This is a genomic window from Synechococcus sp. MU1625 (assembly GCF_020514205.1).
Taxonomy (GTDB): Bacteria; Cyanobacteriota; Cyanobacteriia; order PCC-6307; family Cyanobiaceae; genus Parasynechococcus.
In genome coordinates this window covers 28,311-41,444 of sequence record NZ_VTLA01000011.1, presented here as the reverse complement: position 1 = coordinate 41,444, position 13,134 = coordinate 28,311, and the positions used below count along the sequence as shown (strand labels likewise).

General features: G+C 53.7%; 10 protein-coding genes. 2 read left to right on the top strand and 8 right to left on the bottom strand.

Annotated elements, in window-relative coordinates:
* Positions 1-23: 23 nt before the first annotated feature.
* Entirely contained in the window at positions 24-1,169 is a 1,146-nt protein-coding gene (locus FZX13_RS12500; RefSeq protein ID WP_370630824.1) for a fatty acid desaturase, read from the bottom strand.
* A gap of 54 nt (positions 1,170-1,223) precedes the next feature.
* On the opposite strand from FZX13_RS12500, the gene FZX13_RS12495 reads away from it, so the two are divergent.
* Positions 1,224-1,421: a hypothetical protein gene (locus tag FZX13_RS12495; RefSeq protein ID WP_226409837.1), complete on the top strand. Its 198-nt coding sequence runs from the start codon at positions 1,224-1,226 to the stop codon at positions 1,419-1,421.
* 336 nt (positions 1,422-1,757) lie between these two features.
* Here FZX13_RS12495 and FZX13_RS12485 read toward each other — a convergent pair whose 3' ends face one another.
* Positions 1,758-3,005 (bottom strand): 1-deoxy-D-xylulose-5-phosphate reductoisomerase, encoded by a 1,248-nt coding sequence (locus FZX13_RS12485; RefSeq protein WP_226409824.1) that lies wholly within the window; start codon positions 3,003-3,005, stop codon positions 1,758-1,760.
* Positions 3,006-3,084: 79 nt separating this feature from the next.
* On the opposite strand from FZX13_RS12485, the gene FZX13_RS12480 reads away from it, so the two are divergent.
* On the top strand, positions 3,085-4,404 hold the full coding sequence (locus FZX13_RS12480) for a sodium-dependent transporter (protein ID WP_226409823.1): 1,320 nt from the start codon (positions 3,085-3,087) through the stop codon (positions 4,402-4,404).
* Between the two features lie 20 nt (positions 4,405-4,424).
* Here FZX13_RS12480 and FZX13_RS12475 read toward each other — a convergent pair whose 3' ends face one another.
* The 6 genes from FZX13_RS12475 to polA form a co-directional block, all read right to left on the bottom strand.
* Positions 4,425-4,703, bottom strand: coding sequence for a hypothetical protein (locus FZX13_RS12475; RefSeq protein ID WP_226409822.1), 279 nt, complete (start codon positions 4,701-4,703; stop codon positions 4,425-4,427).
* Positions 4,688-6,172: a cysteine--tRNA ligase gene (cysS, locus tag FZX13_RS12470; RefSeq protein ID WP_226409821.1), complete on the bottom strand. Its 1,485-nt coding sequence runs from the start codon at positions 6,170-6,172 to the stop codon at positions 4,688-4,690. The genes FZX13_RS12475 and cysS overlap by 16 nt, the downstream gene beginning before the upstream one ends.
* 94 nt (positions 6,173-6,266) lie before the next feature.
* Positions 6,267-7,841: a glycosyltransferase family A protein gene (locus FZX13_RS12465; RefSeq protein WP_226409820.1), complete on the bottom strand. Its 1,575-nt coding sequence runs from the start codon at positions 7,839-7,841 to the stop codon at positions 6,267-6,269.
* A gap of 11 nt (positions 7,842-7,852) precedes the next feature.
* A complete protein-coding gene (locus FZX13_RS12460) occupies positions 7,853-9,358 on the bottom strand; it encodes a sulfotransferase family 2 domain-containing protein (protein ID WP_226409819.1) in 1,506 nt (501 codons plus the stop codon).
* An 11-nt stretch (positions 9,359-9,369) separates the two neighbouring features.
* Positions 9,370-10,038: a sulfotransferase family 2 domain-containing protein gene (locus FZX13_RS12455; protein WP_226409818.1), complete on the bottom strand. Its 669-nt coding sequence runs from the start codon at positions 10,036-10,038 to the stop codon at positions 9,370-9,372.
* Between the two features lie 113 nt (positions 10,039-10,151).
* A complete protein-coding gene (gene polA, locus FZX13_RS12450) occupies positions 10,152-13,112 on the bottom strand; it encodes a DNA polymerase I (protein WP_226409817.1) in 2,961 nt (986 codons plus the stop codon).
* Positions 13,113-13,134 lie beyond the last annotated feature (22 nt).

Here is a 13,134-nt window from a genome sequence, read left to right as displayed (position 1 = left end):
TCGGGTTGTGGGTTTCTCGCTCGTCAGTAATAGAAGGCTCGATCGCTTGGGTTCTGATACACAGCCCCACCGCAACGTGTGGCAATCCTCCACAGCGCTTTGTGGATCGGTGTCGAGTCATAGCGCACCAGCTCAGGAAACCTCTGCTTCAGCAGCTGATTTCCCCGCCAGGCGTTGTAATGCGGAATCGATGAATTGACGTGATGGCACACGTGGGTTGAGCCAATTCCATGGTGCAGCAGGTTGAGGATGGGCCCGTAGGGACGATCAACCGTTTGCAGTGCTCCCTTCGACCAAGTCCAGGTTTCGTTCGAGAAGTGAGGGATATCTGTGTTGGTGTGCTGCAGCCAGGTGTAGGTCGTCAGCCACATGTTGATCACCATGTAGGGCAGGCCGTAGACACACAGCACACGGAGCAGGGAAAACTGCACTGAGGCGATGGTCAACAGGGCAACCATGGCGAGCAATCCCAGGTTGGATCGCACCATCCACTTGCTGAACGACTGAGGGAAAAGGCGGCGTTTGCCGTTGAAATTACGCTTGCGATTCCAAAAATGGGAGGTTGAGGAGTCGTAGTCTTCGCCACCAGTGGCGCCCAGAAAGAGATACAGCTGCCAGCCAATCACGAGGTGATTGAACAGAGAAATGATCCCGAAGATGGTGGGATTCAACGTCTGCTGGAGCTGTTCGGTGGTTCGCCCCATCGGCGATGTTGCCCGTGGCGGAACATGGGTTTCTCCTTGTTCCAGGTGATTGCAGTGGGCGTGGTGCACCGCGTGGCTATGGGCCCAGCTGTAATACGGCACAAGCAAAATGCTGTGCAGCACAAAACCCACAACGCCTTCAATGCGGCGGTTGGGGTGGAAGGCGTGATGGCCGCATTCATGGGCGATGACCCAGCAGCCCATCGCGATGGTGCCGGTGATCACGCCGTAGAGGAGCCAGAGGGGGGTGGCGACTGCCGAGAGCGGAATCAGGGTCCCGAGGCCGACGGCCAGAAGCGAAAGACCAGCAGACATGGCCAGGCTTGACCATGACTTCGCTGGGTTCAGCTTGGAGAGCTCTGCTGGCAAGGCGTTGAGCAGCTCAGCCTTGCTTGGATAGGAGATTGAATCAGCGCTGTCTTCAGGGGCTGGATTTGCTGGTCGGGTCGCTGTTGCAAATGCCAAATGGAAGCCTCAAGACAAGCGCTCAGCAATTGGCGCTTAAGGTTTTCATCATAATTGTTTGAGCTGCGTCCTGTGGGAGCCATGGTGCTGCAGAGCCCAATGGTAATTGTTCTAATTTTGTTGTTTGGAATTCAGGTTGACTTTCAAGCTGCTTTTGCTCGCGGTCCAAGCGCAAAGGTTTTATTTGAACCTTTTGGTGATAATTTCCTGCGTTTTTTGGGGATCAAATCTTGCCTGAAGGGGCACCATTGATTGTCTCGAATGGTGTTCTTTTGAAAATCCATTCTTCGACAGGTTGTTGGCCAATGATGTGCTGTTCAATGATTCTTTTGACGCGGTCGGGTGAAACGTCGGCGTACCAAATCCCGTCTGGCCAGACCAAAAGAATCGGCCCTCGTTCGCACACCCTGAGGCAATCGGCTTTGCTGCGCAGAACAATCCCCTCGGGGCGTTCCGCGTTTTCGAGATTCAGTTCACGAACAACGCTCTTCAGTTCATTCCAGGTTTGTGCCCCAAGCGCTGAATCGCAGCATTTGGATTTGGTGGCGGTTGCGCAGAGCAAGAGGTGATGGCTGACCCGTTGCATGCCTAGGCGGCGAGCGCTCCCATGGGCAAACGGGTCACCCCGCGATTCACCTGTTCCCGCACGGCGGTTCGCGCCCACTGATCCACCCGCAGCACGTCGTCCAATTGGGGTTGGGCCATCAGATCGGGTTTATGACGCTCGCAGGCGGCCTCGATCACTGTGGGGATGTCGAGGAAGTGAATCTTCTCCTCGAGGAACTGCGCCACGGCTTCCTCGTTGGCAGCATTCATCACCGCAGGCATGGTGCCGCCGGCGCGTCCAGCGGCGTAGGCCAGCTCCATGCAGGGGTACTTGGCTGGATCAGGGGCCCTGAAAGTGAGCTGGCCGATTTCGGTGAGATCCAGGCGTCGCCACGGCGTTTCCAGGCGAGACGGCCAGCTCAGGCAATAGAGGATGGGCAGTTTCATGTCGGGCCAGCCCAGTTGGGCAAGCACCGAGGAATCCGCCAGCTCGATCATCGAATGGATGATGCTCTGGGGATGGATGACGATCTCGATGTGGTCGTAATCCAGGCCGAACAAATAGTGGGCTTCGATCACCTCCAGGCCTTTGTTCATCAGGGAGGCTGAATCCACGGTGATCTTGCGGCCCATGCTCCAGTTGGGATGACTGGTGGCATCGGCCACGGTTGCCTTCTCCAGGTCAGCTGCCTTCCAGTCGCGGAAGGCGCCGCCGGATGCCGTTAGCTGAATCCGGCGCAGCCCCGGTGTGGGCACTCCTGTAGAAAGCCGTGCGTTTTCAGCCCAGGGGGTTCCCTGCAGGCATTGGAAAATGGCCGAGTGTTCCGAATCAGCTGGCAGCAGCCTGCTGCCGCTCTTCTTCAACTCCGGCAACACCACGGGTCCGGCAGCAATCAGTGTCTCTTTGTTGGCCAGGGCCAGGTCTTTGCCTGCTCGGACCGCCGCCAGGGTCGGTAACAATCCGGCGCAACCAACAATGCCCGTCACCACGAGGTCAGCGCTATCCCATGCGGCAGCGACATTGAGCCCGTCAGCGCCCCCAACCAGCTTCGGCGTATGGCTGGCTGCAACACCCGCATCCGTAAGACGCTCTTGCAGATCCGGCAGCAGATCGGCATCGGCCAGGGCCACCACTTCAGGGCGATGCCTCTGGATTTGTTGAACCAGAAGATTCAGGTTGCGGCCGGCCGTGAGTGCCACAACCCGGAACTGATCGGGGAATTCCTCAGCGATCTGAAGGGTCTGGGTGCCGATGGAGCCCGTGGATCCCAGCACGCTGATGGCTTTCACGCTGATCCGGCAGTTACGACAAGTCTCCCACCAGGACTGTTAATCGCTGGCAAGCTGGCGGACAGCTTGTTGAGAGCGCATGGCGAAGGAACAGTGGAGATCGGGACTGGGCTTTGTCTTGGCGGCTTCTGGTAGTGCCGTTGGGCTGGGCAACCTCTGGGGCTTTGCCTACCGCGCATCTCAGGGGGGTGGCGGCGCCTTTCTGTTCCTGTATGTAGTGATTGTGCTCTTGGTCTGCCTGCCGGTGCTGGTGGCAGAAATGGTGCTGGGTCGCAGCACCGGCCAGAGCCCTCTTCTTGCGCCGGTGACGGCGGCTGGTCGTCGCTGGCAGCCCATGGGCTGGCTGTTCGTGCTGGCTGCCAGTGGAATTCTTGCCTTCTACGCCGTGCTGATGGGCTGGACCGGGGCGACACTTGTGCAGACACTGACGCAGGGACTTCCTGCGGATATCGCCTCAGCTGAAGCATTTTTCGCGGGTCTCAGTGGCGGACGTTCCGCCTTGATCGGCCAGCTTCTGAGTCTTGTGGCGACTGCCGGCGTGGTGGCTGCCGGCGTGCGCGGGGGAATCGAGCGTTTGTCCCGTTGGGGCCTGCCACTGCTGTTTGTTCTGTTGATTGGCCTTGCGGTTTGGGCCGCTGGCCTTGAGGGTGCCTCGGAGGGCTACCGGACCTTCCTGCTGCGCTGGGATAACAGCCAGTTGCGTGACCCCACCACGATTCGCAATGCCTTTACGCAGGCCTTCTTCTCCATTGGGACGGGAATCGGTTGCATCCTTGCCTACTCGGCCTATCTGAGCAGGCACGCCCACCTGCCGCGGGAGGCCGTGGCAGTGGTTGGTATGGACACCGCTGTGGGATTGCTGGCCGGAATGGTCACCTTCCCCGTGGTGATGAGTTTTGGCCTTCAGGATGTGATCAGCGGCTCGACCCTGGGCACGATCTTTATCGCTTTGCCCACTGGCCTGGGGTCGCTCGGCTCCACAGGCCAGGTGGTGGCTGTGTTCTTTTTCGCCTTGGCCCTCATTGCTGCAATTACCTCAGCTGTGTCGCTACTGGAGGTGCCGGTGGCATGTCTGATCGATCGACTGGGTTGGAGTCGTCCGCGGGCCGTCTGGGTGTCCACAGCGTTGATCTTTGTGGCCGGTCTTCCAGCGGCCACCTCCATGGAGGTTCTCGGCTGGATGGATTCCGTCTTTGGGGGCCTGTTACTGATTCTGGGGGGCTTGCTCCTGGCTCTGTTGCTGGGTTGGGTGCTCCCAGCCCGTTTTCAGGAGGAGCTAGGCCATTCGGGGAGCCCGATCTGGCTGCAGCGCTTTCTGTTGGTGATGCTGCGCTGGATTTCGCCGCCGGTGATCGCTGTTGGTCTTGTGATCAGCGTGATTGATCTGATCCCCAGCTGAAGGGTTCGTCTCGCGAGTGCCTACTGCTGGTCCGAGGAATTGAGCATGGATTCCATCTTGCGGATCCTCTGCAGCATCTTGTTCCACACCTCTGCTTTCCAGGCTTGCTCCGCATCGCCCGTGGACGCGGCCAATTGCTTCTGAGCCGCGAGCTTCGCCTCAAGATCCTCGCCGGCATCGAGGGCCTTCATCAGCTCCATCTCGAGCTTGGCGGTTTCCATGAAGTTCAGCTTCTTCAGCCAGAGCATGGGGAGCGACAGTATTGGGGTCCAGTCTGCCGGGATCAGGCGCGGATCCACTCCGTCACCCCGCCGGGTTTGTCGATCAGCTCAACCCCTTGGGCGGCGAGCTCATCCCGGATCCGGTCGGCCTCCGCGTAATCCTTCGCTGCTTTCGATGCCTTGCGCGCCGCGATGGCTGCATCAATGGCGCCGTCGTCGAGGCTGGTGGCGGCTTCCGCTTCTGAGCGCAGTCCCAGCACCGCCGCCAGGTGTCGAAGCAGCCGCCAACGCTCCTCCAGACCCTTTAACTCCGGCTCAGGCAGGGCGGCGTCTTCCCCCCGTTCCAGCCGGTTGGCGAGGGCCCGCAGGGGCTTGGCCAGATCGAACAGCACGGCCAGTCCGCCCGAGCTGTTGAGGTCATCGTCCATGGCGCTGATGAAGCGTTGTTCGAGCTCCACCAGAGCGGTGTCGGCTGGACCTCCATCGGCCGTCATGGCGCCCTCTGTGAGCGGTGCGGCCGTGCTCCAGCCGAGGCTCTCGCCGTGGCGATCGCCAAGGCTCAGGGCTGCATTCAGACCCTTCCAGCCGGTGGCTGCGGCCTCAAGGGCCTCAGCGGTGAAGTCAATTGGTTTGCGGTAGTGGGCCTGCAGTACAAACAGGCGCAGGGTCATCGCTGAGACACCGCTCTCCAGCAGCGCACGGATGGTGGTGAAGTTGCCGAGCGACTTGCTCATCTTCTGCCCACCCACATTGACCATGCCGTTGTGCATCCACACCCGGGCCAGGTCCTGACCGGTGGCGGCTTCGGATTGGGCGATCTCGTTTTCGTGGTGCGGGAACACCAGGTCGGCACCACCCAGGTGGATGTCGATCGTGTCGCCGAGTTCCGCCCGCACCATGGCTGAACATTCGATATGCCAGCCGGGGCGTCCCTCACCCCAGGGGGAGGGGAAGCTGGGTTCTCCGGGTTTGGCCCCTTTCCAGAGCGCGAAATCGAAAGGGTGCTGCTTGCGGGCCTCTTCGGCATCGGCCACCCGCCCGGCGGCGTTGTCCTGCTGTTCGCTCAGGTCGCGGCCGCTGAGCTTGCCGTAACCGGCATGCTTCATCACCGCGAAATACACATCGCCCTCAGCGCTGTAGGCCGCTCCCTTGGCTTCCAGTTCGCCGATCAGTGCGCGGATGCCATCCAGGCACTGGGTGGCGCGGGGCATCCGGTCGGGCCGCAAGATCCCGATGGCGTCCATGTCCTGGTGGAACGAGGCAATGTTTCGCTCGCTGACCTCCGTCATCGAGGAGTTCTCCTCGCCGGCCCGTTTGAGGATCTTGTCGTCGATGTCGGTGAAGTTCTGAACGAAGGTCACCTCGAGGCCGTGCCAGATCAGATACCGCCGCAGCACATCCCAGTTGATGTAGCTGCGGGCATGGCCCAGGTGGCAGAGGTCATAGACCGTCACTCCGCAGCAATAGATGCTCGCCTTCCCTGGGGTTAGGGGTGTGAAGGGCTCGGTGCGGCGGGTGAGGGTGTTAGTGAGCCGCAACAAGAACAATTTTCGCTGAAGTAACACAGTTTATACACACGTGGCCGCATGTAAGAGAAGAAAGATATTTCGTTGCTATATGATTTTTGAGTATTCTGTAAAACTAGAGCAGTTTGTTCGAGATTCCAGCCCATTGAGAAGGGTTAGTGTCTTCTAGTGAGTGAATGGAGCTAACAAATTCAAGCAATTGATTGGGTTTGATCTCTGGTTTTAGCGAATGCAAAATTTGCAACACAATCATTGCATCAGGAGATTCGCTAATTTCCTGGGTATCTTGCTCTGGCAGTGGAAGATTAATTGGATTTTTCGAGACAATAGATTCAGGTTTGATCAAAGCGCCCCCTTTTATGCAGAAATTAATTATTACATTAATAAAAGCGGATTGATGTTGTATCTGGTTTTGCGGGGAGTTAACGGATAAATCATTGATTAAAACAATCGTTTCAGGTGACTTTGTAGATTTATTTAGTGCATCTATCAAAAATGATTTAATCAGCAACGAATTTTTTTCTGCATCATTGGCATTGTATTGATTCGTTTGAATCTGCTCGAATAAGCTTGAGATGGTAATTAAAATGATTCCGTGCAGGGCTAAATGTTTTGTATATTTAGTTAGTCTTTTATATGTATCAATAGAAGACAATGGTGCATCAATTTTTATACATTTAATTTGAGTGCCCTGGAAAAGGCATTTGAAATCCTGAGAGGATTCAAGGTCGATGCAACCAGGAATACGATTTTCCAAAGATTCATTGAAGTCTTTTAATTCTGAATCTATTTTAATTTCGGAAAATGATTGATCAAGAGACTGTAATGTATTTGACCACAGGTATTTTATAACACGTGACTCAGTAATACTTAAATCTTGAATTAATTTTGTGCACATACTAGTTTTTAGATACTGACATCGTGCTTTTAGGCTAGTTTCTAGCAATCTTGGTTTATTTATGAATGCTTTACCCATAAACTTTATATAGTAATTTTCTTCGATAAACTTGTCTATATTCCATGGACTGCGCATCATCGATGCATCTGTTTTGTCGTAGATGTAGAATTTTTTGTTGCAGACAGGTATTGATTCGGCAAAGTGGAGCAATTGTGAATTGAAAATCTGATCTTCGCCAATATTAATCTTCTCTATGCTCCTCAGGGAGTTAATTTCTGAAAAAGATTTTTTAAAGATAAAACAAAATATACTTCCACATCCGAATGATTGGACAAATTCTTCTGGGCTATATATTGATAAGGTGTTGGGCTCACTTTTAAGAGTATTTATACTATCTTTGATCCATGACGTAGGCAGGGTTTGTATGTATTTATTGATGAACAGAAAATTCAGGCTGTGGCTATTTAAAATTTGTGCAATTTCTCCAACCGTTGTCTCGCTAATGAGCATGTCATCTCCATCAATTTGCCAGACATAGTCACCCGTGGCAGCATCTAGTCCAGTATTCCTAACGGAAGACAGACCTCTATTTTTTAAGTGGGATATCACTTTTGTTCTTTTTTTGGGGTCTGTTCGCGATAAAAATATTGCTAATTCAAGAGTTAAATCGGTGCTCTTATCATTGACAATAATAATTTCAATATTTGAATAAGTTTGCGCCTGCAAGGATCTCACGCATCGGTGTAAACTATCCTCAAGATTGTAAGCCGCAACAATGATTGATAGCTTCATTATTTTTAAGCTCAATATCCGCCGAAAAGAGAGCTAAATCTCAGCAATAAAAAGCGCAGGATTTTATTTTGGCATTTTAATGGAAGTATTTTTAAAAGAATTTTATAGCTGTTTGTGAGGGCGTATGCATAGTTGAGATATTGAAGCGCTTCCTTATACCTACATTTCTTGATGCTATTTTCCGCCTCCGCTTGTATTTGTTGAATGGATAAATGTTGAAGATTTTTGAATCCAAATGTTACAGCTTTTGCTGATTTTATTTGTAATCGAAGCTTTTTGATCTCTTCTTTAAGAAAAGTATGTTCAAGTTGGATTGATTCTAAGTGTTGATTTTTTATTGCAAGAGATTCTTTTACTTTGTCGTTATCTTCTTTAAGAAAAGTATGTTCAAGTTGGATTGATTTTAAGTATTGATTTTTTATTGCAAGAGATTCAATGACTTTGTCGTTATCTATTAAAATTGCCTCCAGTTCTTGATTTCTTTTTTTCTTCAGTTTAAGCAAATGATCAAGTTCTTGATTTCTTTTTTTATTCAGTTCAAGCAAATGATCAAGTTCTTGATTTCTTTTTTCCTTCAGTTCAAGCAAATGATCAAGTTCTTGATTTCTTTTCTTTTTTGTCTCAACTAGATCCGACATTTCCCTGTTTAAGGCTCTTTTGTAGGTGACTAATCTCTCATTTGCATCTCTAAAGTATTTAATGCATTGTAGTTCAGTTGATGTGGGAGCTAGTTGAGTGTGATGTTCGACGGATGGCTTGCTGAAATCAAAAGTTGTGTAGTCGTCAAGATAATACATATAAAGTTCATTAAGAGTTTCCTTGCTTAAAAACTTTTGAGCATTGGATATTGGGCTTTCATTGATTTTTGGAAAACCTAGTATTTCAATGCTGCTATTTTGTTTTGCTAGGTGCTTATTTATTGTAAGGCATAGATCGTTGAATCCGCTTGCGGAATCTATGCATTCTATTTTGTTGAAGTGTCGAAACAAGTCCCTTGGCACCAATGATGTTATCGGTTTGGAGTGAGATGGATGTTTACCATTCTTAAGTTCTCTTTTTGTTAGTAAATGGGCTATTGAGTTGAACCATTGTACGAATTCATCTGGAGTTTGATATTCTTCATCAAGGCCAGATGCAAAGTCATCTAGTTCTTCATGAAAAGAGCTATTTCTAATTAAATATTTTGACATGATCGCCGAACACATTCTCTTCACCGGATCTTTGACCACCAACACTTTTAAATAGGATTCATCAATAAATATCTCTTCGTAACACGATCTTTGGTGTATGGGTTGATTTTTTAGATATTCATGGATGCAAAGATTATTTGAAAACTCCTCCGACGTGTTAGCGCTCCAAAGGGCTTGCGACGTTTGAGACAGTGTTTGCTCAAGCTCGGTAAATATTGATGTAGAAGCGCACTTTGGGGGTGCGACCACTAAAATTTTAAATTCTTGATTGATAAACGAGCAATACCCAAGTGTTTGCTCTAAAAATTTGTCAATTATGTGTGTCATTAGAATTAGATTTAATTAAAGTAATCGCCAAAAATCTTGTAGTCTTCCGCATAATATGCTTCCAGTTTTGTTATGTTCTTTCTCGACAGCTCGTCTTTCTTGAGCTTGGCCCCCCCTGCTTGCTTTCGGTGAGCGATTGATTGAAGTTCCAATCCTGTCCAATCGGACAGGTCTGAAATGAGAGAGGTATTAACCTCTGATATTGGGTATATTTTTGAGAAGGTGTCTCGATCTCTCCCCAAAAATTCGACGATCGGAAGGGTGTGGTGTCGAACGCTGGCCACGTGCATTGAGTAGAACTCTAAATTAGAGGCAAATGTGTTGATATCAGGTCGTGTAGGAAGTCCGGCTTCTGAAATGACTTCACTCACCTTTGCGTTTTTGCTGATGTCGTCATGGTACAAAATCCTGTTGCTGTAGCATGAAACAAATCGAGCAATTGGTTCTCTAACGACAGCGACCATAAATGGATTTGAATGGCGGTGCTTGGCAAGTTCATCCCTCCATGCAGCATATTCTTTTGTAGGCGCTAGATTATGGATATGAAAATGCTTTTTGCCTACGTCAAAAACCTGGAACAAAAACTTGTTTTGGATGTAGAAGAAGTATTCTTTTATTGATGTGCATGCAATTTTTGGAACGGGTGCGTAGCCAACATTCAGGGCTTTTGAGAACAGCATCTTGCTTATTATTTAGTCTATCATACCATATATGAAGTCGTTTAATTCTTCCCTTGGTTGTTGATGCTATCGCCGAAGCTCAGATCAAAATCGGCTAACTCTCTTTTTCCTACTTATTTCGCTTCCATCCAGTTCGCGCCGACGCCGGCCTCCACCACCAACGGCACACTCAGTTCGACAGCTTGTTCCATGGTCTGCACCACGAGATCTCGAGTGGCCTCAAGGGCATGCGGTGCCACCTCGAGAACCAGTTCGTCATGAACCTGCAGCAGTAGTTGGGCCGGTAGGCCCTGACGCCGCAGGGCGTCTTGCAGCTGCACCATCGCCACTTTGATGATGTCGGCACTCGACCCCTGAATCGGGGCATTGGCAGCCGCCCGCAGTTGCTGCGCCTCCATGCCGCCGCGGCGGGCCACATCCAGGTCGATCTCCAGGGGGTCCTTGCCCAGCAGCCGCCCAAGGCCGTTGCGATCGAAGTGGAACGGCCGCCGGCGGCCAAGGATCGTCTCCACGTAACCGCGGCTGAGGGCGAGCCGCTCCTGCAGCTCGAGGAAGGCGAATACCTTCGGGTAGCGCTGCTTGTACTTGGCCAGGAACTCCTTGGCTTCGCTCTGGTTCACGCCGGTTTCCCGGGCGAAGCGCTGGGCTCCCATGCCATAGATCACACCGAAGTTGATCGTTTTGCCGAGCCGACGCTCGTCCGGGCTGACCTCGTCTTTGTCCAGCAGCAGCCTGGCGGTCAGCGCGTGCACGTCGTCGCCGCTGCGGTAGGCCTCCTGCAGCACCTCTTCTCCCGAGAGGTGGGTGAGGATGCGAAGCTCGATCTGCGAGTAATCAGCGCTGAGCAGGGTCCAGCCCTCCTGCGGCAGGAAGGCCTTGCGGATCCGCCGGCTGTACTCGGTGCGCACCGGAATGTTTTGCAGGTTGGGGTTGCTGCTGCTCAGCCGACCCGTTGCCGTTACGGCCTGGTTGAAATCAGTATGGACCCGCCCGGTTTCCGCTTCTACCAGCTGCGGCAAGGCGTCGATGTATGTGCTCTTGAGCTTGCTGAGCACCCGGTGTTCCAGCACCAGGGGCACCACCGGGTGGTCGTTGCCGAGTTTTTCCAGCACGGTGGCGTCGGTGCTGAAGCCGGTTTTGGTGCGGCGGGATTTCTTGCGATCCAGCCCCAGGGTGTTGAACAGCAATTCCCCAAGCTGCTTGGGCGAGGCCAGGTTGAAATCCACCCCGGCGGCCTCTTTGGCTTCTGATTCCAGCCTCTGAAGGGTGGTTCCCATTTCTTCCGAGAGGCCCTTGAGATAGGGCACATCGACACGGATTCCGGTCGATTCCATGAGAGCCAGCACCGGTTCCAGCGGCTGTTCCACCTGTTGGAGCAGCGGCAGTAGCTGGGGACCCATGGCCTCCAGCTGACTGTGCAGCAGGGGTGCCAGGCGGCGGGTGACGTGTACGTCCATGCCGCAGTACAGGCTGGCGGGCTCCAGCGGGACATCGGCGAAGGTTTGCTTCTTGCCCACCAGATCGGTGAAGGCGGTGGGCTGGAAGCCGAACTCCCGTTCGGCCATCAGCTCCAGACCATGCTTGGCTGCGGCATCGCGCAGGTAATCGGCCAGCAGCGTGTCGATCACGACGCCCTCCAGGGCAACGCCATGCCTCAGCAGGATCAAACGGTCGTATTTGGCGTTCTGCAGGGTCTTGGGGTGGTTGCTGCTGGCCAGCCACGGGGCCAGGGCGGTGAGCACGGTTTCCAACGGCAGCTGCTCAGGGTTGCTGTCTTCGCTGCCCTTGTGTCCCAGCGGGATGTAGGCGAGATCGTCCAGGCCCTCCCCCCAGCAGATGCCGACGCCCACCAGTTCGGCGCGGAACGGGTTCAGGTCTGTGGTTTCGGTGTCGAAGGCGACAGGCAGGCTGCTGTCGGTGCAGGCCATCAGCCTTTGCACGAGCGCGTCCAGGGTCGTTTCGGTCTGGATCAGCTGCGGTTTCAGGGCCGGCAGCCCCACGTCGTCGTTGGTTACCGGTTCGGTTGCGGCTTCGGCAGCTGGCTGGTCCGAGCTGGCTGAGCGGCGGGGGGGCTTGGCTGCAGCGGCCTCCGCATTGGCCCCATAGCCGCCTTCGGAAAAGGCCGCCACGAAGCCCCCCACCTGGCGCAGCAGGCTGTTGAGCTCGAGGTCTTCCAGGCAGTTGCTCAGGCCGTCGGCATTCACCGACGACAGCGGCAGGCTGGGTTCCTTGGGCAGGGGAACATCCACGAGAATCTCGGCCAGCTTGCGGGACAGGTAGGCGTTGTCGCGGTCGTCGCGCAGCTTTCCTTTCAGAGCTCCTTTGATGGCGCCCCGGCTGGCTTTCGGCCCTTCGGCTTCCACTTCCTCGAGGGTGGCGTACACCGCGTCGAGGTCGCTGTTGTCTTTAAGCAGGTTGATGGCTGTTTTGGGGCCAACCCCGCGCACGCCGGGGATGTTGTCGGAGCTGTCACCGGTGAGGGCCTTGAGGTCCACCACCTTGTTGGGCATCACGCCGAGCTTGCCGAGCACCCCTTCTTCGCGGATCAGCGTTGGGCCACTGCTTTTGGCGTAGGGGCCGCCACCCATGTAGAGCACCGCGATGTCGCGGCTGTCATCCACCAGTTGAAACAAGTCGCGGTCGCCAGACAGAATCCGAACGCCCCAGCCCGTGTCGGCTGCTCGGTTTGCCAGGGTTCCCAGAACATCGTCAGCCTCGAAGCCCGGTGCGATGCAGAGGGGGAGCTGCAGATGTGTCTCGAGGATCTGCTGGAGCTGCTCAAGGTCCTGGAAGAACACCTCAGGTGCTACATCCCGATGGGCCTTGTAATTGGCGTCCGCCTTGTGGCGAAAGGTGGGCTCGGCTGTGTCGAAGGCGATCGCGACACCTTCGGGCTTCAGAGATTTGCTGTTGTCTAAAAGGGCTTTGAGAAAGCCATAGGTCACGCTGGTGGGTCGGCCATCTTTGGTGGCGAGGCCACCCTCCCCTCCCTTGCTAAAGGCGTAAAAGCTGCGGAATGCCAGGGAGTGGCCATCTACAAGCAGCAGGAGGGGCTTGGCGGTGGCCTCAGGCATGGCGGTGTTAAAAAGTTGGTGG

Excerpts from the sequence above, each read along its gene's own strand:
- FZX13_RS12480 (WP_226409823.1), top strand. The coding sequence starts at position 3,085 with ATGGCGAAGGAACAGTGGAGATCGGGACTGGGCTTTGTCTTGGCGGCT.
- FZX13_RS12465 (WP_226409820.1), bottom strand. The coding sequence starts at position 7,841 with ATGAAGCTATCAATCATTGTTGCGGCTTACAATCTTGAGGATAGTTTA.
- FZX13_RS12460 (WP_226409819.1), bottom strand. The coding sequence starts at position 9,358 with ATGACACACATAATTGACAAATTTTTAGAGCAAACACTTGGGTATTGC.
- FZX13_RS12455 (WP_226409818.1), bottom strand. The coding sequence starts at position 10,038 with ATGCTGTTCTCAAAAGCCCTGAATGTTGGCTACGCACCCGTTCCAAAA.
- polA (WP_226409817.1), bottom strand. The coding sequence starts at position 13,112 with ATGCCTGAGGCCACCGCCAAGCCCCTCCTGCTGCTTGTAGATGGCCAC.